General features: G+C 48.4%; 19 protein-coding genes and 1 tRNA gene. 9 read left to right on the forward strand and 11 right to left on the reverse strand.

What is annotated here, in order from left to right:
• Positions 1-27: 27 nt before the first annotated feature.
• Complete coding sequence (gene pgmB, locus OU814_RS01345) at positions 28-2,934, forward strand: beta-phosphoglucomutase (RefSeq protein WP_268179861.1); 2,907 nt, start codon at positions 28-30, stop codon at positions 2,932-2,934.
• 95 nt (positions 2,935-3,029) lie between these two features.
• Here the strand turns inward: pgmB and OU814_RS01350 are convergent, their stop codons facing one another.
• From OU814_RS01350 to OU814_RS01360, 3 genes are all read right to left on the reverse strand, one after another.
• The gene (locus tag OU814_RS01350; RefSeq protein WP_268179863.1) at positions 3,030-4,070 is read right to left on the reverse strand and encodes a fatty acid desaturase; all 1,041 of its coding nucleotides are present in this window, start codon (positions 4,068-4,070) and stop codon (positions 3,030-3,032) included.
• A 196-nt stretch (positions 4,071-4,266) separates the two neighbouring features.
• Positions 4,267-5,049, reverse strand: a complete 783-nt coding sequence (gene panB / locus OU814_RS01355; protein ID WP_268179865.1) for a 3-methyl-2-oxobutanoate hydroxymethyltransferase — start codon at positions 5,047-5,049, stop codon at positions 4,267-4,269.
• 77 nt (positions 5,050-5,126) lie between these two features.
• On the reverse strand, positions 5,127-6,173 hold the full coding sequence (locus OU814_RS01360; protein ID WP_268179866.1) for a ligand-binding sensor domain-containing protein: 1,047 nt from the start codon (positions 6,171-6,173) through the stop codon (positions 5,127-5,129).
• A gap of 139 nt (positions 6,174-6,312) precedes the next feature.
• On the opposite strand from OU814_RS01360, the gene OU814_RS01365 reads away from it, so the two are divergent.
• The 4 genes from OU814_RS01365 to OU814_RS01380 all read left to right on the forward strand — a co-directional run bounded on the left by OU814_RS01365 (position 6,313) and on the right by OU814_RS01380 (position 11,111).
• Entirely contained in the window at positions 6,313-8,433 is a 2,121-nt protein-coding gene (locus OU814_RS01365) for a PP2C family protein-serine/threonine phosphatase (RefSeq protein WP_268179868.1), read from the forward strand.
• Positions 8,434-8,496: 63 nt separating this feature from the next.
• Positions 8,497-10,113: a CHAT domain-containing protein gene (locus OU814_RS01370; RefSeq protein ID WP_017290908.1), complete on the forward strand. Its 1,617-nt coding sequence runs from the start codon at positions 8,497-8,499 to the stop codon at positions 10,111-10,113.
• Positions 10,114-10,279: 166 nt separating this feature from the next.
• Positions 10,280-10,903 carry a hypothetical protein gene (locus OU814_RS01375; protein ID WP_268179871.1) on the forward strand — a complete coding sequence of 208 codons (624 nt, stop codon included), beginning with the start codon at positions 10,280-10,282 and terminating at the stop codon, positions 10,901-10,903.
• A gap of 123 nt (positions 10,904-11,026) precedes the next feature.
• A tRNA-Ser gene (locus OU814_RS01380) sits at positions 11,027-11,111 on the forward strand.
• A gap of 3 nt (positions 11,112-11,114) precedes the next feature.
• Here OU814_RS01380 and miaB read toward each other — a convergent pair.
• The 5 genes from miaB to OU814_RS01405 all read right to left on the reverse strand — a co-directional run bounded on the left by miaB (position 11,115) and on the right by OU814_RS01405 (position 16,038).
• Positions 11,115-12,467, reverse strand: a complete 1,353-nt coding sequence (gene miaB, locus OU814_RS01385; protein WP_017290906.1) for a tRNA (N6-isopentenyl adenosine(37)-C2)-methylthiotransferase MiaB — start codon at positions 12,465-12,467, stop codon at positions 11,115-11,117.
• Between the two features lie 80 nt (positions 12,468-12,547).
• Entirely contained in the window at positions 12,548-12,865 is a 318-nt protein-coding gene (locus OU814_RS01390; RefSeq protein WP_017290905.1) for a hypothetical protein, read from the reverse strand.
• A gap of 330 nt (positions 12,866-13,195) precedes the next feature.
• Positions 13,196-13,951, reverse strand: a complete 756-nt coding sequence (locus OU814_RS01395; RefSeq protein ID WP_268179875.1) for a DUF6816 family protein — start codon at positions 13,949-13,951, stop codon at positions 13,196-13,198.
• The gene (locus OU814_RS01400) at positions 13,948-15,153 is read right to left on the reverse strand and encodes a 4-hydroxy-3-methylbut-2-enyl diphosphate reductase (protein WP_268179877.1); all 1,206 of its coding nucleotides are present in this window, start codon (positions 15,151-15,153) and stop codon (positions 13,948-13,950) included. The genes OU814_RS01395 and OU814_RS01400 overlap by 4 nt, the downstream gene beginning before the upstream one ends.
• Before the next feature lie 39 nt (positions 15,154-15,192).
• A complete protein-coding gene (locus OU814_RS01405; protein ID WP_017290902.1) occupies positions 15,193-16,038 on the reverse strand; it encodes a GDSL-type esterase/lipase family protein in 846 nt (281 codons plus the stop codon).
• A 113-nt stretch (positions 16,039-16,151) separates the two neighbouring features.
• Here OU814_RS01405 and OU814_RS01410 point away from each other — a divergent pair, with 113 nt between their 5' ends.
• Entirely contained in the window at positions 16,152-16,376 is a 225-nt protein-coding gene (locus OU814_RS01410) for a DUF433 domain-containing protein (protein WP_017290901.1), read from the forward strand.
• Positions 16,373-16,705, forward strand: coding sequence for a DUF5615 family PIN-like protein (locus OU814_RS01415; protein WP_017290900.1), 333 nt, complete (start codon positions 16,373-16,375; stop codon positions 16,703-16,705). Before OU814_RS01410 ends, OU814_RS01415 begins: the two co-directional genes overlap by 4 nt.
• Before the next feature lie 17 nt (positions 16,706-16,722).
• On the opposite strand, the gene OU814_RS01420 is transcribed toward OU814_RS01415, so the two are convergent.
• Complete coding sequence (locus tag OU814_RS01420) at positions 16,723-17,220, reverse strand: sterol desaturase family protein (protein ID WP_017290899.1); 498 nt, start codon at positions 17,218-17,220, stop codon at positions 16,723-16,725.
• Positions 17,221-17,309: 89 nt separating this feature from the next.
• Here OU814_RS01420 and OU814_RS01425 point away from each other — a divergent pair, with 89 nt between their 5' ends.
• Together OU814_RS01425 and OU814_RS01430 are read left to right on the forward strand one after the other, a co-directional pair.
• Positions 17,310-17,627, forward strand: a complete 318-nt coding sequence (locus OU814_RS01425) for a c-type cytochrome (protein WP_190648496.1) — start codon at positions 17,310-17,312, stop codon at positions 17,625-17,627.
• A 53-nt stretch (positions 17,628-17,680) separates the two neighbouring features.
• Entirely contained in the window at positions 17,681-18,112 is a 432-nt protein-coding gene (locus tag OU814_RS01430; protein ID WP_268179883.1) for a hypothetical protein, read from the forward strand.
• A 62-nt stretch (positions 18,113-18,174) separates the two neighbouring features.
• Here OU814_RS01430 and OU814_RS01435 read toward each other — a convergent pair whose 3' ends face one another.
• Positions 18,175-18,891, reverse strand: coding sequence for an ATP synthase F0 subunit B (locus tag OU814_RS01435; RefSeq protein ID WP_268179885.1), 717 nt, complete (start codon positions 18,889-18,891; stop codon positions 18,175-18,177).
• Positions 18,801-19,352: a pantetheine-phosphate adenylyltransferase gene (gene coaD, locus OU814_RS01440; RefSeq protein WP_190648490.1), complete on the reverse strand. Its 552-nt coding sequence runs from the start codon at positions 19,350-19,352 to the stop codon at positions 18,801-18,803. Before coaD ends, OU814_RS01435 begins: the two co-directional genes overlap by 91 nt.
• Positions 19,353-19,363 lie beyond the last annotated feature (11 nt).

Raw genomic sequence — 19,363 nt, forward strand, 5'->3', positions numbered from 1 at the left:
TTCCCGATTTCCCGGAGTACCTGCATCATGACTCAAATCGACCGCTCGCCTTTGGTCTACACAGATTGGACAGTCATCGAAACGGAATTTGTCCCCGAATTGCTCAATTCGCGCGAAACCGTTTTTACGATCGGCAATGGCTATCTTGGAACCCGTGGCAGTTTTGAAGAGGGCTATGCTCAATCTCAGCCTGCTACGTTAATTCATGGGGTGTATGATGACGTTCCGATTGTCTATACCGAACTGGTCAATTGTCCGGATTGGCTGCCACTGCTGATTATTGTCGATGGCGATCGCTTTCGTTTAGATCAAGGCGAAGTTCTGAGTTACGAGCGTCAATTAGATGTGCGCCGAGCCGTTTTGAGTCGAACGATTCACTGGCGCAGTCCGAGTGGCAGAACCATCCGGCTGCATTTTGAGCGATTTGCTAGTCTTGCCGATGAGCATGTGGTCGGGTTGCGCTGCCAAATCACTGCGTTAGAAGCAGATGCGATCGTGGAAGTGCAAGCGAGTATCAATGGCTATCCAGAAAACCAAGGCTTCAACCATTGGGAACAGCTAGGACAGGGGAAAACCGAGCATGGCGTTTGGTTGCAAGTCCGCACGCGAACGTCTCATATTGAACTAGCAATGGCATCGAGTTTGTCATTGAGTGGCGCACAGGGAAATGTGCAAGTCACGAATGTTCCGGGCTATCCCACGTTGACGACGACCTTTACGGCTCCGGCTGAGCAAACGATTACGATCGAGAATTTGATCACAATCTACACTTCTCGCGAGGTGGAAGCTCCGGTTCAATCGGCTCAAAGTAAGCTCGCCGCTTTGACCAACTATCAAGACTTGTTTGATGCTCACGAACAAAGCTGGGCAGAAGCGTGGCAGCAAAGCGACATTGTGATTGAAGGCGATCTCCGCGCTCAGTTGGCGGTGCGATATAACCTATTTCAGTTGTTGATTGCCGCTGCGCGCCATGACGATCGAGTGAGCATCCCCGCGAAAACCCTTTCAGGCTTTGGCTATCGCGGTCACGTTTTCTGGGACACCGAGATTTTTATTCTGCCGTTCTTTACCTTCACTCAGCCGCATCTTGCTCGCAATCTATTGACCTACCGCTATCGAACCATTCAAGGGGCGCGTCGGAAAGCGACTTACTACGGCTACAAAGGCGCAATGTACTCTTGGGAAAGCGCGGATACAGGTGATGAAGTCACCCCACGTTGGGCATTGCCAAAAGATCCTTATGGCGAAGATATTCGGATTTGGTGTCGCGATCGCGAAATTCATATCAGCGCAGACATTGCCTATGCGTCCTGGTACTACTGGCAAGCGACTCAAGATGATGAATGGATGCGCGACTATGGCGCAGAAATCATTCTCGATACTGCTGTGTTTTGGATGAGCCGTGTTGAGTGGAGTACTCGCTATGAACGCTATGAAATTCGGGAAGTAATTGGTGCAGATGAGTACCATGAGCACGTGAATAACAATACATTCACGAATCGCATGGCGCAATGGCATCTGGAAAAAGCGATTTATATTTATGATTGGCTGAAACAGACGCAACCTGAGAAATTAGGCGAATTGTGCGATCGCTTAAAAATTACCTCCGAACGGCGATCGCGCTGGCAAGACATTGCAACGAATATGTTTATTCACAGCCATCCCTCGGGCTTGATCGAGCAATGCGATGGCTTTTTTGATCTCGAAGATATTAATCTGGAGGACTACGAGCCGCGCACGAAATCGATGCAGGAAATTTTAACGATCGCGGGAGCCGACAAAGCTCAAGTGCTCAAACAACCGGATGTCTTGATGCTGCTGTACTTAATGCGGCAATCTCAAGAGTCTCCTTATTCTCTCGAAGCGCTAGAGAAAAATTGGAACTACTATGCGCCTCGCACCGATATTACTTACGGCTCATCTTTGGGTCCTGCGATTCATGCCATCCTTGCGTCGGATTTGAATAATACGGTTGAAGCCTACGATCGATTTATGCAAGCTGTGATGGTCGATCTTGAAGATACTCGCGGCAATGCGGACGATGGCATTCACGGCGCGTCGGCAGGCGGAATCTGGCAAGCTGTTGTTCTCGGTTTTGGAGGCGTGCAATTTGGCGAAGAACCCTTTGCTCATCCTCACTTACCTCCGGGCTGGACACGGTTGAAATTCCGCATTCACTGGCGCGATCAATGGCATGAATTTGATTTGAGAGCAGATCCTACAACCCCCAAAAGAACTATGACTTCTTCTGACATTCAAGGCGTGATTTTTGATCTCGATGGTGTTTTGACCGATACGGCTGAGTATCACTATCGAGCTTGGCAACGATTAGCGGATGAAGAGGGCTTGCCTTTCGATCGCGAAGCCAATGAGGCGTTGCGAGGCATTTCACGCCGGGCTTCTTTGATGAAGATTATCGGCGATCGTGTTTACAGTGAAGCTCAGATCGAAGACATGATGGAGCGCAAAAACCAGTACTATGTTGACTCGATCGACGCAATCTCACCGACTGATTTACTCCCCGGGGTTTTAGATTTCTTGAAAGAGATCAAACAAGCTGGAGTCAAAACTGCGTTAGGCTCTGCGAGTAAAAATGCGCGTCCGGTGATTGAGAAGCTCGGAATTGCAGAATACATTGATGTGATTGGCGATGGACATAGTGTAGAGCGTCCCAAACCTGCACCGGATTTATTTTTATTTGGGGCAAACGAGTTAGGAGTTGATCCTGCGGCTTGCGTTGTGTTTGAAGATGCGGCAGCAGGCATCGAAGCAGCGCTGGCAGCAGGCATGTGGGCAGTCGGACTCGGACCCGTTGAGCGGGTCGGTGAGGCTCATGTTGTTTTATCGAGTTTGGAAAATGTGCATTGGGCGGATCTGCGGGGAAAGTTGCAGCAGCTTGCAAAGGCGGAGCGGACGGCTGAATTGATTCGATAGCACACCCGAAATATGAGTGTTCAATTTGCCTAGAGAACTAAAAAAGCGCGATCGACACATCTGTCGATCGCGCTTTTTAACTCAATTTCTCAAATCTACTTGTTCGCGTAAGACTTGAACGATTGATAAGCCTCTTCAGGATGATACAGATGACATTGATCTGTGATCTCCTTCATCAATCCCCAAGAGAACTGATATCGTCTCAACTTCGATCCCCAAATCTTCATCAAACTGCTGTCTGCCAATCGCAAATTGTAAGAAGGAATCGCAGTGGAAAGATGATGCGGGATATGCACATTGATGTCGTGGCAGAGAAACTCAACCCACTTCGGATAATCACAATGCACGGTTCCAAATAGTTGCGCCTGAGCTGCATCCCATTCTTCTGGCTCTTTGAATTGGATATCTGGCAAAGTATGGTGAACCAGTGTGAACGTACTCATCCAGAAGTGATAGACCAACCAAGGCATCAACCAGAATTTCACAAAGCCCCAAACGCCAACCGTGAGGAATAAAGTTGGGAACACGATCGCTGCAAATGCAACCACAACCGCGATCGACAATTTCACTTTGCCGTGGTCGCGAGTTTTATAGTTCGACAGCTTAAAGTGAACCAAAGCCCAATGCAGAATCGAAGCGAGCCACCATAAGCGTCCGCGCGTCGTGGTGTAGGCGGTCTTCGTAATCGGATCAAGGTTGTCATAAACCTCTGTCCGCCAAGGCTGCCACGCATTATCCACATCCATTTTGTTGGTGTGATTGTGATGCTGGTTGTGCCCAATCCGCCAGCAGTGGAAGGGATAGATCAACGGAGCCATAAAAATGTGACCGACGAGATCATTGACCCATTTGCGCTGTGCAAACGATCGATGTCCACAGTCATGCCCAATCACAAAAAATCCGGTCAACGCAGTTCCTGTAAAAATCCACGCGATCGGCAAAAGAAACCAAGGGGAAGCAGCAATACTCCAATACCCCAGACCAACCATCAAAACATTGACCACAACGGCAGTCCAAGCTTTCCGCATATCTTTCTGAAAGCATTCGCGGGGCAAAGTTTTGATAATGTCTTTTAGGCGAAGTTTCGTGTCGGGACTGGTGAGGGTCGTGTAATCGGGCGTGAGCGATACCGTCATGAGCGATTCTTCTCTCCGGGAGGACTGTAATAACCACAATAAGTAGGGCAAGTTTCGACCGAAATTTGCCACTAAAAATCAGGCTGAAATCCCCAGCCCGACTTACTCTGTGAGTCAGTGTTGTTTTCTGTAAAGAAACCTTAATTGTTATATCACGATTCTGGGATCGAGGAGGAGTGATCTCAAGCCGCGATCACTAGGATTCGGGAGGAAATTTGTGCGCTCGTACCTCTTCCCCAAACTCTTGCACCGCTTGCGTAATCAACGCATTCAGATCCAAATAGGTCTTGGCAAACTTCGGTTTCCAAGTTCCTAATCCCAAAACATCTGAGGTCACTAGCACTTGTCCATCGCAATGAATGCCTGCGCCGATTCCAATCGTAGGAATCGTTAGACTCTCCGTAATCGTTTTGGCTAAATCCGCTGGAACATGCTCGATCACAACCGCAAAAGCCCCTGCCTGCTCCAGCGCGATCGCTTCGGCTACGATCTTTTCTCCCGCCTCGTGCGATTTACCTTGCTGACGAAATCCCGTCTGTCTGACTGATTGCGGTGTTAATCCTACATGTCCCATGACAGGAATGCCCGCTTGAACTAATCGAGCGACAGTTTCCGCGATCGCGGGATAGCCGCCTTCTAATTTGACTGCACCTGCATTCGTCTCTTTCAGAATTCGCCCTGCTGAATGCATCGCCTGCTGCCAGCTTTCCTGATACGTCAGAAACGGTAAATCGACGACTAACAAGGCTTCCTTCACGCCGCGCCGCACTGCTTTTGCATGATGAATCACTTCATCCAGCGTTAACGGCAAAGTTGTCTCATGCCCAAGTGCCACCATGGAGAGCGAATCCCCGACCAGAATCACTTCGATTCCAGCGCGATCGAGAATTGAAGCGATCGCATAATCCCAAGCTGTGAGAACTGCGATCGCTCTATTTTGCTGTTTCCACTGAATCAAATGCTGCGGCGTAATGAGCATCAGAACTCCGAAAGAATGAAGAGAGTTGAAGATCTATCTTAATTCTAGGAGTTCCTCTTCAACGCTGCGACTGGACATTATTCTGAGGGGTTCTCTTCAACACTGCGACTGAACATCAAATGCGGCTTTGTTTGATAAGTGGTCATACTGACCCAAGCCAAACCCTCGGTTGTTCCGACCCACAATTTATTGCCCGTGTCAGGCGCGAGAGACATGACTTGATTCGAGGGAAGATGAGGAACTTGACCGATAATTGCGCCATTGTAAGGATTGACCCGAAAGAGTCCAGCGCTTGTGCCGACCCAAATGCTTCCAACCCCGTCAAATCCTGCTGAGACAATATCGCGTCCTCTGAGTTGAGTTACTGATCGTAAGCGGCGGCGCTGCAACGGATCGATTTTTACCAGTCCGCTGGTGGTTCCTGCCCACAGTGAACCATGTCGATCGAGTGCTAAAGACTGTGCTGTTCCTTCCTCTAAACTCATCCGGTGCAAAATTTTCGCACTTGCTGTATCGACCTGAACCAAGCCGTCCAACGTCCCGACCCAGAGCTGACCTTCAGGATCAAGACTTAAAGCATTAGCGCTAATCCCAGGCAGATTTTGTAGCGTCGTCATTTTTAAGCCTTGATCCGGACTAATCAGGGCAAGTCCAGAATCGGTGCCGACCCAGAGAAAGCCACGACGATCAACTAATAAGGACAACACCCGGTTCGAGGGCAGCGTCAGAGTTTGTGCTGTGACCGTATTGGTTTTTGGATCGATGCGAAACAGCCCTTCTGCTGTACCCACCCAAATGCGTCCGACTTTATCTTGCGCCAATGCCGAGATCGACAGATTCGGCAATTTCGTCTGAGAGATTACCCGTCCTGTGTTGGGATTAATCCGGCTCACGCCCTGCGGAGTCGCTAACCAGAGATTGCCTTGAAAATCGCGTTGTAGCGCAGAAATCCGGAAATCAGGTTGAACGAAATTCTCTTTCAGCGGGGGAGCAACGGGAGGTGGAGCCGTTGGCACAAATGTAGAGGGTGTAGAAGAAACTGGGTTTGCGATCGATTTTGGCATCGATACCAATAACCCCAATATCAGCGAAGCAAACCCCAGATGGCGGAACACGGAAGACATAGCCAATCTCACTAAAATCTGGCTTATTGTGCCTCAGAAAATTGCGATCGCAACGCGAGGAAACTCGGAAATGCCATCTCCGACCGAGGGCAAAACTTGCTAGAGTGATGAATTGAGCAAATCACATGCCACTTTGTCAATGCAAACTGATCCGATCGTGCAATGCCCGAATTACTTTTGTCAGGCGCTCAACCCCGTCACTCAGGAGTTTTGCCATCACTGCCAAACTCGGATTCCCAAACGCTATCTCTGGGTCATGGGGGTAAAAGCAGGTCAGCCTGGTGAACGGCTCGACGATCGCTATTTGCTCAAATCATCCCAAATTGTTCTAGATACCAAACCCGGAATTCCACCGAATCCAGTCGAGGTTCCTCCCCAACTCGAACCCTATTTGCATTTGATGGCAGAGCGCCCTACGATTCCTCAGCCTTATGCTGTTTTGTCTGATCTGATTCTGCTCGAATCGGCTCCGATTACCACAGATGGGCAACTCATGCCTGCTTTAACTCAAGTGTGGAATGCAAGTTCTGGATTTCGCCAATTACATTTTCTTGAGCAAATTGCGCGACTCTGGCAACGATTGAGTGTTGAAAACGTTGCTTCAACTTTGCTTGATCCGAATCAACTGTTTGCCGACGGCGACACCCTGAGACTGTTGGAATTGCGATTTGATCGGCAATCTCCCGCTCTGACGCAGTTAGGAGAATTGTGGACAACTTGGCAGCCGCACTCTGCGATCGCGGATTTCTTTCAGCAAATCTGCCAGAACTTAGTTGACGGAGAGATTTCGAGTATTGAGTCGTTAATTTCAGTCTTGGATCAAGCGATCGCCCATCAAGCCCAATATCAAACTCGCCAGATTCACATTGCAACGGCGACCGATCAAGGACCGAGCCGTCAAAGTAACGAAGATGCGTGCTATCCACCGAGTGCAACGAAGGCAAAGACGAATCTCGTGATCGTCTGTGATGGGATTGGTGGGCATGAGGGTGGAGAGGTTGCCTCACATTTAGCGATCGAGACGATCGCGCGCCAAGTTCAAGCGATTCAATCGGATGAGATTGAGCAGGAATTAGAAGCCGCAGTGTGCGAGGCGAATGATGCGATCTCCGAACAGAACGATGCGGAACGGCGGCAAGAACGGCAGCGCATGGGCACGACTGTGGTCATGGGATTAGTTCGAGGGCATGAATTCTATCTCACGCATGTGGGGGATAGTCGCGCCTATCGCATTACTCGCAAGGGCTGCTATCAAGTCACTTTAGATGATGATGTCGCGTCGCGTGAGGCTCGCTTGGGATATTCCTTATACCGAGATGCGTTACAGCGTTCTTCTGCGGGATCATTAGTGCAAGCTTTGGGGATGGGGAGTTCGAGCTATTTGCGCCCCACCGTACAGCGATTGATTCTCGATGAGGATTGTGTCTATCTGTTGTGTTCAGACGGATTGAGTGACAACGATCGGGTCGAAGAAGTTTGGCAAACCGAAATTGCTCCGATTCTAGACGGGAAGATTGATGTGGCTGTAGCCGCACAGCAATTAATCAATATCGCAAACACGCGCAACGGGCACGATAATGTCACGGTTGGCTTGATTCATTGTCAAACGAAAGAATCGCGGCGATCGCAGAATGCTCAAACGATTTCGCCTGCTTTAGCTCAGCCCACTCAGATGCTGGCTGCTCGCGAAGTGTCTCAATTGAGAACTCAGATTGCAGAACCCCGTCGGATCAATTGGTTCAAAGTTTTGTTCATCGTATTGGCATTATTGGGCATTGCAGGTGCGATCGCGACCCTGCTTGCTCCAGAATTGATTGCCCGTTTTACTAATCGAATGCCTGTGCCTTCTGCGACAGTACCGCCAGTTCCCGCTTCTCCGACTGTGACTCCGCTGACTTCCGGTTCATTTATCCAAATTCAGACCGCAGATCAAACAGCAGGTCTGCCGCTGTTCAAAAATGCTGCGCAATCGACTGAGACGGCAAATGAGATTCTGGGTCGCATGTCTTCTGGAACCGTTCTGCAAGTTGTCGGACAACAGCGATCGACTTCAGATCAATCGAATTGGTTGAGATTGAAAGTGTGTACTCTGCCGACTGAGGGGAAACTGGTGAACTCAGTTAGGCTAGGAAATATGGGGTGGCAAAGAGAAAGTGCGATCGCGAATTTCACCCGCATCTCCCCCAAACCTGACCAGATTGGAGCTTGTGCTGAGTCTGCTGCTGAGTCTGCAAAAGAGAACCCATCGGCTACGCCATAGATTAATTACCGGATAGCCTTTAAGATTAAAGTTCCGGAGTGTTAACCCAGCCTTTGCCGATTCATGTCACCGTCTGACCTTCCTTGCCTAAGTTTAGCGATCGCACGATTACGCGCCTCTCAAGCTGAACATTTTGCAATTCATGTGATCGAAGCCCCTTACCGAGGCGGCTATCTCTTACGCGATTGTCTGTGGACGGCTGAACTGAAACAACATTGGCGATCGTGGCAAGAAATGTTTTCGACGCGCGGGGTTCCGGATGTGCCGCATATCTCCCAGGTGAGTACTCCTCCCATCGAGGTAGCCGAAACACCTGTGGGACAGCCAATTTCGCGAGGTGCGCGGTTGATGCAGAATCTGGGCATCAATTTGTGGCAATGGCTGTTTGATGGCGTGATTGAAAGTAGCCTTAACCGCAGTCAAGGGATCGCTCAAGGGCAAGGAAAAGCGCTGAGATTGCGTTTAGAAGTGCGCGATCCGGATCTGATTTCACTGCCGTGGGAGATTATGCAGCCTGATGCCGGAAAGCAGGCAATTTCGTTGAGTCAGCAGCTTTTATTTAGCCGCACGACGAGCGATGTGGATGCTTTGCCCGTGTTGCGATCGGAGTCGAGTCTCAATGTTTTACTGGTTTTAGGACAAGATGCGGCTCCCGACCTGTCTCAAAGCGGCGACGAATTAAAACGACTCAAACTTGAGCAAGAAGCACAAGCGCTGACCCGAATTCTCAAGGAGCGACAGGGAATCAATCGCCTAGCTGCGCCTTGTTTTGTCGATACGTTGTTACAGCCAACTTCGGGGGAATTAATCGATCGCTTGGAAAGCGGTCAATATAATGTGCTGTTTTATGCAGGTCACGGGGTTCCGGCTCCAGATGGCGGCTTGTTATTCCTTCGTCCGAATCTGCCGATGAATGGGACAGAATTGGCGCAGGTTCTGACTCGTTGTCATGTGAAACTGGCAGTTTTTAATGCCTGCTGGGGCGCACAACCCGAGCAGCAAGGGGCAGAAACGATTCCCCGGAGCAGTTTGGCGGAAGTTTTGCTGCATCATGGGGTTCCAGCAGTTTTGGCGATGCGGGATTCGATTACGGATCAAGAGGCGCTAAGTTTTATCGCGACTTTTGCTCAGGCGTTGTCAGAACGGATGCCGATCGATCAAGCTGTCGCTGTTGCACGTCAACATTTGCTGACTTTATTTCGGTTTAATCATCAAGCTTGGACGCTGCCTGTTTTGTACATGCACCCTGAATTTGATGGCGAATTAATTAAGCCGATCGCAGAAGGACTCACGCAAATTCCGCATACGCCGAGCCAGTTAGGAATGCAGAATCCGGTCGCCTCGATTCGATCGCTAGAAAATGCCAAAGTTTGGACGATTCGGGGCGGCTTAATGCGCGTCGGAATGAGTGCTGAGAATGATTTAGTCTTGGCGAATGAACCTGGAGTGTCCCGGAAACATGCGGAAATTTTCTACCGCAGTGCCAACCCAGACACGCTGCAACCCAGTTATTTTCTGCGCGATTTTTCCCGGTATGGAACCTGGGTTTCTACCTCAAAAGGGTGGCAGAAAGTCCATAATTATGAAGTGCCACTACAATCTGGGGCACAAATTAAGTTTGGTGGCTCGCAGAATTCGGTTTTAGAATTTTTGGTTTCGCCTGCGGACGGACGGAATTAGGGAGGTCTCCCTACTCCCCACCCCCCACTCTTCTCTCCTAAGAACTTTGAAATTTTAGGAGAATTCGCGTAAATTGTGAGGTCAGTTACGGAACTGGTAACGATCGGCTTGAAGTCATAGCCATCAAACATACCCACCCTTAGTTCACTCGATGCGGAATATTGTCATGGCACACGAAGCAAGTCCCTCTAACTCTCTCGAACTCCAACTTCGGCAGGCACTCGCAGCAGCGTTGCTTGACTCGGAAGCCGTGACAGTGCGGTGGAATGAGCCAGGCAATGTTGAGACGGTCGAAGTTGAAATTGCGGAAGTCTCTCAAAGTAAGATTGCCTATCCGTGGAATCCAGCCGATGCGGAGGCGGAATCTTTCTTTAATGCTTTAGATCAAAAGTTCTCGCTCGATGCGCTGCCAGAATCCGAACTCAACGATCGTGCCGATGCGTTCTTCTCTCATTTAGATACCTTGTTCGCAGCTCCAACTCTGGAAGCTTCTTTGGCTCAGAAGTTTGCAACTGTGCCGCAGGCGATTCTGAATACGATCGCGCGTCAGGCTGAGAAGTTGGCAAACTCTTCAGCAAGTCTGGCGGATCAGTTGGTGCTTTGTGTACAAGAAGCATTGCCGCAGTGGGCAGAAGATGATTTACACGTGCTGGCGCGTCCTTTGGCTTATTCGATGCGCGGCGAAGAACAGAGCGTAAAATCGACCGATTGGGCGAAATTGTCAGAAACCGAGCAGGCGCGGTTAACTTTGGCGATCGCGCAATATGCCTTGAAAGAAATTCAAGACTAATCGTTCCCCACTCCTAAATTGAACTGAACGAAAAAGCCGCGATCGTATTTGAAAGCGATCGCGGCTTTTTGCTGGAAATCAATCCAAAATCACCTGAATAGGATAAGATAATACACGTCCCTTGGAGAGGTGGCAGAGTGGTCGAATGCGTTCGACTTGAAATCGAATGAACCGAAAGGTTCCGTGGGTTCGAATCCCACCCTCTCCGTTCCTACAGACGAGCCTCAATCAGAGGTTGTCCCGTCAGACTGAACGATCTTACTTCGGTAATTCTCACTTTGACGGTTTGACCTCTGAGTTCGTCGATAGAGCCTGCAAAGAACGTCAACCGATTTCCGCGCGTCCGCCCCATCACCTGCGTTGGATCTTTCGGATTCTGAGCTTCTACCAGTACTTCTTCAATTCGTCCTGCATATCGCTGCGATCGCTCTGAGGCGCTTTGCGACACCAAATGATTCAATCGTTGTAAGCGATCGGCTTTGACTTCTTCAGATAACTGATTCTCCCAAACTGCCGCAGGAGTTCCGGGACGTGGAGAATATGCCGCTGTATTGATCAAATCAAATCCGATATCGCGCACCAAACTTAAGGTGTTCTCAAATTGGGCTTCAGTCTCACCTGGGAATCCAACGATCGCATCGGCACTGATCGACGCATCTGGCATATATTCGCGAATCGTGTCAATGATTCGACGATATCGTTCGTGCGTATACCCGCGTGACATTGCCTTCAAGACATCGTTATCGCCGGATTGGAAGGGGATATGGAAATGCTCACACACTTTCGGCAATTCCGCACAAGCTCGAATCAAACGCTCTGTGAAATAGCGTGGATGACTGGTTGCGAATCGAATGCGATCGATACCCGGTACATCATGCACAAAGTACAACAAATCTGTGAACGTATGCAGATGTCGCCCTTCTGGAGTGGCTCCCGGCAAATCTCGCCCATACGCATCAATGTTCTGACCCAATAAGGTGATTTCTTTGTACCCTTGGGCTGCAAGCTGTTCAATTTCCGCTCGAATCGCTTCCGGTGTCCGAGATTGTTCGACTCCACGAACGCCTGGAACGACACAATACGTACAGCGCTCATTACAGCCATAAATCACATTTACCCAAGCCGTGACATCGCTATTGCGTCGCGGTTTTGTAATGTCTTCGACAATATGAATGGGATCAGTCGCAACGACTTGCTGACCACTAAAAACCTGTTCCAACAAATCTTCGAGCTGGTTGGCATATTGCGGTCCCATGACTAAATCGAGTTCGGGCACTCGTCGCAGTAAGGCTTCACCTTCTTGCTGTGCGACGCATCCAGCCATGACGATCGTCAAATTCGGATTTTCTTGTTTCCGCTGTGCCTGCCGTCCGAGATAGGAATAAACTTTTTGCTCTGCATTATCCCGAATCGTGCAGGTGTTGTAGAGAATCAGATCGGCTTCGTTGGCTTCTTCTGACCATTCAAAGCCCATTGTTTCTAGAATTCCAGCCATACGCTCGGAATCTGCCTTGTTCATCTGGCAGCCAAACGTCGTGATGTGATAGCGGCGAGCAGCAGTCATGGGCGTTCTCGAAATCTTTGACAGATACCCATTCTAGCTGAATACGACAGAAGCCTCGCATCCCGAAGCTTCTGCCTCATCTAAACTTCTTCACTATCTAATTGCGCGAATACAATTGCACATCCCACAAATGCGATTAATAAAGGCATCGGAGACGCGATCGCAAATCCTAAAGCTGCGGCAAGACCCGTTCCCACCAATGCACTTAAGCTCCAGAATCGTTCGTCCTGGCTCAAGCCTTTTTCAGCTTTAATGGCGTGTAAAACTGAGCTGGGGATCGGAACAGGCATGACAGAATTGGGCGGAAATGCCCAATAGCTGGAGCGTTCTCTAAACCAGTCTGTCCAGCCATTTGTTTGACACCAATCGGCAATCCATTGTTCGCAGTAAGGGTTCATCTCTAAAAATCGGGTGGGGTTCAAAAGTCAAAAATAGAGCTGTCGATCGTTCAAGATCAGCAACTTCTTCAAATCGCGGTCATGAATCAGATTTTGTGAGAGAGCCGCACGTGGCTCGCTAACACTCACGAAAACGGAATAGTTAAAAAGGGTCAGAAAACTTCGATGCCTTAGATCTTTAGGAACTGTGAGAGTAACAACTCCTTGATCTGTATCGTGAGAATAACAAACTCATGCTTGCCTTTCTAGCGTAAGAAATTAAAGTTTACTTTGGAACTAAGCAGCAATTATCTGTAACATTCACAACAGAAATTAAGTTTTTTGATGAGTCTAATTACTCATTTTGGGTGGCGAGAATTCTAGGCGATATCGATACAATGCGACGGGTGTATTTCCTGCATTGAAATAGTCAGGATCTTGCGGCGAAAGATAGATGGCAGTAATTTGATCTGCTCCAATTTTTCCATCGACAAACTGATAGGCAGTCGTGGTTTCAACCTGGTTTAAGTAGGGTTGAGATGTACTTCTAAAGACTTGTTGAAAAATCTCGCTCGTAATGAATTGTTTGGGATCAGGAGTCTCGATCGCTCGACCTGTAATCGTTGAAGTCAGAATGCGATCGTCTCTCAAAACGGTAATTTGTTTATTCGGAGAATTCGGATCAACTTTGACGGAAAGCACAGCGCGATCGCCCAAATATGCCCGCGCAATATTCAATCCGTTAAAAGCGCGATCGGCAATGATTTGAGTTGGATTGGGCTTGAATCGCACATCAAATTCGATCGGCTGATTCACATATTGCCGATTACTCTCGAATCCTGGCGTGACAATTTTAGGAGCGAGGGGAGCAACGAGATCGATTAAGGTGCTTTTCACATGCCAAGTTCCAGCGATCCAATCGGGGTAGATCAGATCGCCTGTTGCTTGAGAAACGGGCGGTTTATTGTGCCAATCCGGGTAAGCAGAAACGCGATCGGACAATGCACCTGCCCATACTGGAGTCGTGTAAAAGCAGGTGAAAAGCCAAATCAAGCTACACAGCAGAATTTTATAAAGATTTAGGAAGCTGCATCGAACCGATTTCATGCTGGAACAGCCGCTTTCAATTCAAAAATTCGCTCAATAATGTCTGCAACAACTTTATCGGGAGTCGAAGCGCCAGAAGTAATACCTACAACGATTTCGCCTTCAGGTAGCCAATGCTCAGCGATTTCCAAATCTTTGTGCAGTGGCTTATGCTCAATGCGATCGCGGGACACAATCCGTTCCACGCTATCGATGTGATAAGACGGGATCTTGTAGTCGATCGCAATTTCCTGCAAATGTGTTGTATTCGAGGAATTGTAACCTCCGATCACAATCATCATATCCAGCTTCTCTTTGACGAGATCGAACATGGCATCTTGCCGCTCTTGAGTCGCATCGCAGATCGTATTAAAACTCAAGAAATGCTGATTCAATTCATTCGGCGGATACTTCTTCAGCATCGTGTGTTCAAACAATTTGCCGATTTGCTCAGTTTCGCCTTTGAGCATCGTGGTTTGATTCGCGATGCCGATTTGAACTAAATCACGATCGGGATCAAATCCGGCAGAAGTTGCTTTCTTGAATTTGGTCAGAAATTCTTCGCGATCGCCCCCGTTCAAAATGTAATCAGCAACGTATTGCGCCTCAGCGAGGTTCAATACAATCAAATACTTTCCAGCAAACGAACTGGTTGCAACCGTCTCTTCGTGATTGTATTTGCCGTGAATGATCGAGGTGTAATCACCTTTTTTGTGCTTCTCAACGGTGTTCCAAACTTTAGAAACCCAAGGACAAGTGGTATCGACGATCGTACAACCGCGATCGTTTAATAACTGCATTTCCTGCACGCTTGCCCCAAATGCAGGCAAGATTACGACATCCCCTTTTGCAACCTCTGAGAAATCTTTCTGCCCAGCCACAACAGGCGTAAACAAGACGTTCATTTCTCTCAATCGCTGATTCACCGAGGGATTGTGAATAATCTCATTGGTAATCCAGATCCGTTCGGTTGGGAAATGCTGGCGGGTTTCATAAGCCATTGCGACAGCGCGTTCAACGCCCCAGCAGAAGCCAAACGCTTGCGCCAGTCGAATCGTCACATCGCCTCGTTTGAGCGTATAAGCTTGCTCACGAATTTCCTGAATCAAGTTGCTCTGATATTCGGACTGCATTGTATCTGCAACTTCCGCATCATGTCCGAATCCTTTGCGGTGATAATTTTCAGAACTATTGAGCGATCGCTTAAACGCCTTGGTATCCATTTCACAACTTCCTCGCGCCTACGATCCGATCATAAAACACTAACGCAGCGCCAATTGATTGAAAGTTTGAATTGCTGATCGCCAAACTAAATATCCTTGGGTGCTGAGATGCAAGCCATCGGTGGTTAAGTCCGATCGCAAGAACCCTTCTTTGTCTGCAAAAAGCGGCTGCAAATCTAGAAATTCAACTTTAGTTTGATCAGCTAATGCGGCTAAACGGCGATTAAATTGGTAAATTCGAGCATTTGACAGGGCTTCAACCTGAGTTGCATTGGCAGTGGTAATTTCTTCTTTTGCACGAGGCAGCAACGACTGAAGAACAATTTTTGATTTGGGATGAGATTTCTGCAATTGAGCAATGATGTCGGCTTGGGCATCGAGAATCTCTTGCTCAGAATTGCCTTTGAGCAAATCATTAATTCCGACCATGACGAAGATAGCTTCGGGTTGCGTTTGATCAAACAATTTCAAGCGTTTTGCTAAGCCCGACGCGGTTTCACCAGAAATGCCTTGATTGAGCCAAGTGCGATCGCTTGGTAGCAGATCTTGAGGAAACCAAAGCGTCAGCGAATCTCCTGCCATCACGATTAAGCGATCGGGTTTTCGTTTGATCATGGCTTTCGCTTCTTTTTCAAGCAGATCGACCCAATCCTGATACGTCAAAGATCGACCCAACGGCATCGAAGCAGCTTGCGCGACAATCTCTGGGGTTTCAACTGCTTTTGCAACGGTTGCAGTCCGAGCGGCGGGGGGATAGAGCAACGTTTCAGTGAAATAGCGATCGCCTAAGAACCACAATCCCAACGTTGTGCCGAATACGACATTGGTGACAACAGATAGATAAACCCAACCTGGAACGGTTTTAGAAATCGGAGACACTGCCACGATGATTCGCTTTGTATAAAAAACACTGTCGGATCTTATAGCCCAAAATCCGCCTGTTAATAAAGAAATTTAGAAGATACTAAAATGGAAGAAATTTTGTAGGCAAGCGACCTATGCGCTATCAAGACATTATTACCATCGAGCCTGGGAAGCGCGGTGGCAAGCCTTGTATCCGGGGAATGCGAATCACCGTTTATGATGTTTTGTCCTACTTGGCTTCAGGGATGACTTATGAAGAAATCCTAGACGATTTCCCATATTTGACCCATGAAGATATTCTGGCTTGCTTAAGTTATGCCGCTGAGCGTGAACGTCAAACGCTGGCAATTCAAGCATGAAATTGTTGTTTGATCAAAATCTCTCGCCTCGATTAGTTCAACGGCTTGCTGATTTGTATCCTGACTCTCAGCACGTTTCATTCCTGGGACTGGATCAAGCAGACGATCGCATCCTCTGGCAATATGCGGAGCAGAATCATTTCACAGTTGTCACTAGAGACTCAGATTTCAGTGAGTTGATTACCTTGCAAGGATTTCCACCTAAGGTAATTTGGATTCGACGAGGAAATTGCCCAACTCACCAAATTGAAGAGATTTTGCGATCGCACTACGAAGACATGATTCAGTTCAGCGCAGATCCCAATCTTGGAATACTAACGCTGTACTAAGTTCACTCGCTTCAACCCTACCGCCAACGCAGTTCTAAATATCCCCGTTCCGGTTGGCTCAATTCTTGCTCTGTTAACCAATCGACGAGTTTATAAGTTCCAAATACATGATCCCACCAATCGACAGCTAAGCCAAAGTTGTGATGCCACATGCCATATTTGTGATGCACATAATGCACAGGCATCTTCATCCAAAAACATTTCGTCGGATTCTCATGCTGGAGTTGATGCGCGTAAGAAGAAAACGCAGCGTAAACTAATCCGCCTAAGAACCAGCCGATGCCAGCCTCGATCGACACAAAAAACAACAATCCCATAATCAGAATCGTGCCTTTGAGATAATCAAAAAACTCCCAAATCACGCCTTGCCCTTCATTGCGGCGATGATGATCGCGATGCCGTTCGCCCAATTTGTAAGGCTTGTGCATGAGTCGGTGCACCCAGTACTCGACCAGACTCGCGAGAACAAACGCGATCGCAAAACACGCAACGCCAATAGCAATTTTCCCGATCACGACAAGCTCCTGATTTCCTCACAACATTTGCTATTGTGCCGAAGAAATCCGGAGTATGTCAAAATCCAGAAAACTGATTTGCAACCTTAATGCTGAAATTCATTGCCATTCTCTTAAGTGCTGTTTTACTTTTTTCCTCGCCAGCTTGGGCAGACAATTCACCTGCACAGTTATTTGAGCTTCAATGTGCAGGCTGTCATGTAAATGGCGGCAACATTATTCGACGCGGAAAAACGTTGAAGCTCAAAGCCTTAGAAAAGAATGGATACGGGACAGTCGAAACGATCGTAGCAATTATCACCAATGGAAAAGGAAATATGTCTGCCTACAAAGATCGCTTGAGCGAATCGGAAATTCAATCCGTCGCCGAATATGTTCTCGATCGCGCCCATCAAAACTGGAACTGAAACTGAAATCTTGATGTATCGTGTTGAACACAGGATTACATAAGGATACAGAGATGTCGCAACAAGTTGTTGGCTGGCTGCAAGAAATTAAAGACCTACAGCAACAAGTCAAGGCAGCCCAAGCGTCAGAGCAGGCTGCTCATGCGAGTGCTGATAATTGGCGCAGACGCTATGAGATTGAAGCAGAACAACGCCGTTCTGAGGTATTAGCACTACAAGATGCGATCGCTCAATTGTACGCAGAACTCGATCGCGTCAAAACTGCCTCGTACGCATCCGAAACTGAAGTAGAATCCGAAATTTTTGAGATGCAGACGGTTTCAGAACTTCAGGCAAAACTAATTGAAGTGTGGAGCGATCGCAATCAACTCGCCCAAGATCTGCAAGCTGAACAACTCAGCCACAGCGAAACTCGCAAAAGCCTAACCACTGCATTAGGAGATGCAGTCGAAATGCTCTCAAATTTGAAAGCAGGACAAGGTTAGGACGGATCGCCGCATTCGGTGAAGCCGAAACTCAACACTTGCGATGGATTCGGCTTTGCACTCTACTGCTGCGGCTTCCGTTGTTCTGGATTGCCCTTCGGCGGCATCGGTTTGGGTGGAGCAACTTGTTGTGGTTGCGGCTGATTGATTTGCAACTGTGCCCGACCATTGCGGACAATTCTTAGCATCTCTGTCATCTGCGATTCCATGTCGCGCAGCACCTTATCAGCGTACTCATCCGCCCCATTCTGCACGTCTTCGCTTTCCTCGATCGCCATCCGTCGCATCTCTTCTAAATCTTGCTGAGCTTGGCGACGCATCTGCTCAATTTGAGCGATCGTTTGCTGCTGTACTGCTTCACACTCTTGCTGTACCGAGAGGCGAATCTGCTGCGCTTCTTGCTCTGCCCGTTGAATAATGCCGGACTCATTCATCAATTGAGCCGCTCGCCGTTCTGCTTCTTCGACAATCTCTTGAGCGTACTGTTCTGCCTGATCGAGAATCTCATCTCGATGACGGGCAATTTCGACCGCTTCATGAAATGCTTCGGGCAAGCTCAACCGGACGAGATCTAACTGATCGAGAAACTGCTCTTCATCAATCAGCGTGCGACGCGATAACGGAATTCTGGGGCTGTCGAGAATCATCTCCTCCAGCCGATTCAACTCTCTTTGAATATCGAGACTTCCTACTCTTTGCACGTCTCTTGCACCATTGTTGCGGCGTTCGGGAGCGGTGAATCCGTCAGGGCTGATACTGGGTGATTCTTGGCGTAGCATCGGTAAATATCTTCGGCGACATGGGTAGGAACAAGATGGTCGATCGAACCACCAAATCTGGCGATTTCTCGAACAACACTACTGCTCAGAAAACTGTGCTCGTTCGAGGTGGCAAGAAATACCGTCTCGATTTGAGTCGATAATGTTTTATTGGTGTGTGCCATTTGTAACTCCATCTCAAAGTCGGAAACGGCTCGTAATCCTCGTAAGAGGGCAGATGCGCCTCGCAGTTGAGCGTAAGTTACAGTCAAGCCCTCAAAACTATCGGCTTCCACATTGGGAATGTGCTGGACTGCGATCCGGATCTGCTCTAAACGCTGTTGAACAGTAAAGAGCGGAGTTTTGTTAGGGTTTCGCAGAACGGCGACGATCACTCGATCGAACAACAGCGCACCTCGCTTAATTAAGTCGAGATGTCCGTATGTAATCGGGTCAAAACTGCCAGGATAGATCGCAATCACAGAAAAAATTC

The sequence above is a fragment of the Leptolyngbya sp. GGD genome (assembly GCF_026735145.1).
Taxonomy (GTDB): Bacteria; Cyanobacteriota; Cyanobacteriia; order Leptolyngbyales; family Leptolyngbyaceae; genus Leptolyngbya; species Leptolyngbya boryana.

Bases quoted from the DNA above. Each gene is read 5' to 3' on its own strand.
- panB (WP_268179865.1), bottom strand. From the start codon at position 5,049: ATGCTCATTACGCCGCAGCATTTGATTCAGTGGAAACAGCAAAATAGA.
- OU814_RS01410 (WP_017290901.1), top strand. From the start codon at position 16,152: ATGCGCTATCAAGACATTATTACCATCGAGCCTGGGAAGCGCGGTGGC.
- OU814_RS01375 (WP_268179871.1), top strand. From the start codon at position 10,280: ATGGCACACGAAGCAAGTCCCTCTAACTCTCTCGAACTCCAACTTCGG.
- OU814_RS01370 (WP_017290908.1), top strand. From the start codon at position 8,497: ATGTCACCGTCTGACCTTCCTTGCCTAAGTTTAGCGATCGCACGATTA.
- OU814_RS01400 (WP_268179877.1), bottom strand. From the start codon at position 15,153: ATGGATACCAAGGCGTTTAAGCGATCGCTCAATAGTTCTGAAAATTAT.
- OU814_RS01365 (WP_268179868.1), top strand. From the start codon at position 6,313: ATGCAAACTGATCCGATCGTGCAATGCCCGAATTACTTTTGTCAGGCG.
- OU814_RS01360 (WP_268179866.1), bottom strand. From the start codon at position 6,173: ATGTCTTCCGTGTTCCGCCATCTGGGGTTTGCTTCGCTGATATTGGGG.
- OU814_RS01430 (WP_268179883.1), top strand. From the start codon at position 17,681: ATGTCGCAACAAGTTGTTGGCTGGCTGCAAGAAATTAAAGACCTACAG.
- OU814_RS01350 (WP_268179863.1), bottom strand. From the start codon at position 4,070: ATGACGGTATCGCTCACGCCCGATTACACGACCCTCACCAGTCCCGAC.
- OU814_RS01395 (WP_268179875.1), bottom strand. From the start codon at position 13,951: ATGAAATCGGTTCGATGCAGCTTCCTAAATCTTTATAAAATTCTGCTG.
- OU814_RS01425 (WP_190648496.1), top strand. From the start codon at position 17,310: ATGCTGAAATTCATTGCCATTCTCTTAAGTGCTGTTTTACTTTTTTCC.
- OU814_RS01435 (WP_268179885.1), bottom strand. From the start codon at position 18,891: ATGCTACGCCAAGAATCACCCAGTATCAGCCCTGACGGATTCACCGCT.
- OU814_RS01390 (WP_017290905.1), bottom strand. From the start codon at position 12,865: ATGAACCCTTACTGCGAACAATGGATTGCCGATTGGTGTCAAACAAAT.
- OU814_RS01415 (WP_017290900.1), top strand. From the start codon at position 16,373: ATGAAATTGTTGTTTGATCAAAATCTCTCGCCTCGATTAGTTCAACGG.
- miaB (WP_017290906.1), bottom strand. From the start codon at position 12,467: ATGACTGCTGCTCGCCGCTATCACATCACGACGTTTGGCTGCCAGATG.
- pgmB (WP_268179861.1), top strand. From the start codon at position 28: ATGACTCAAATCGACCGCTCGCCTTTGGTCTACACAGATTGGACAGTC.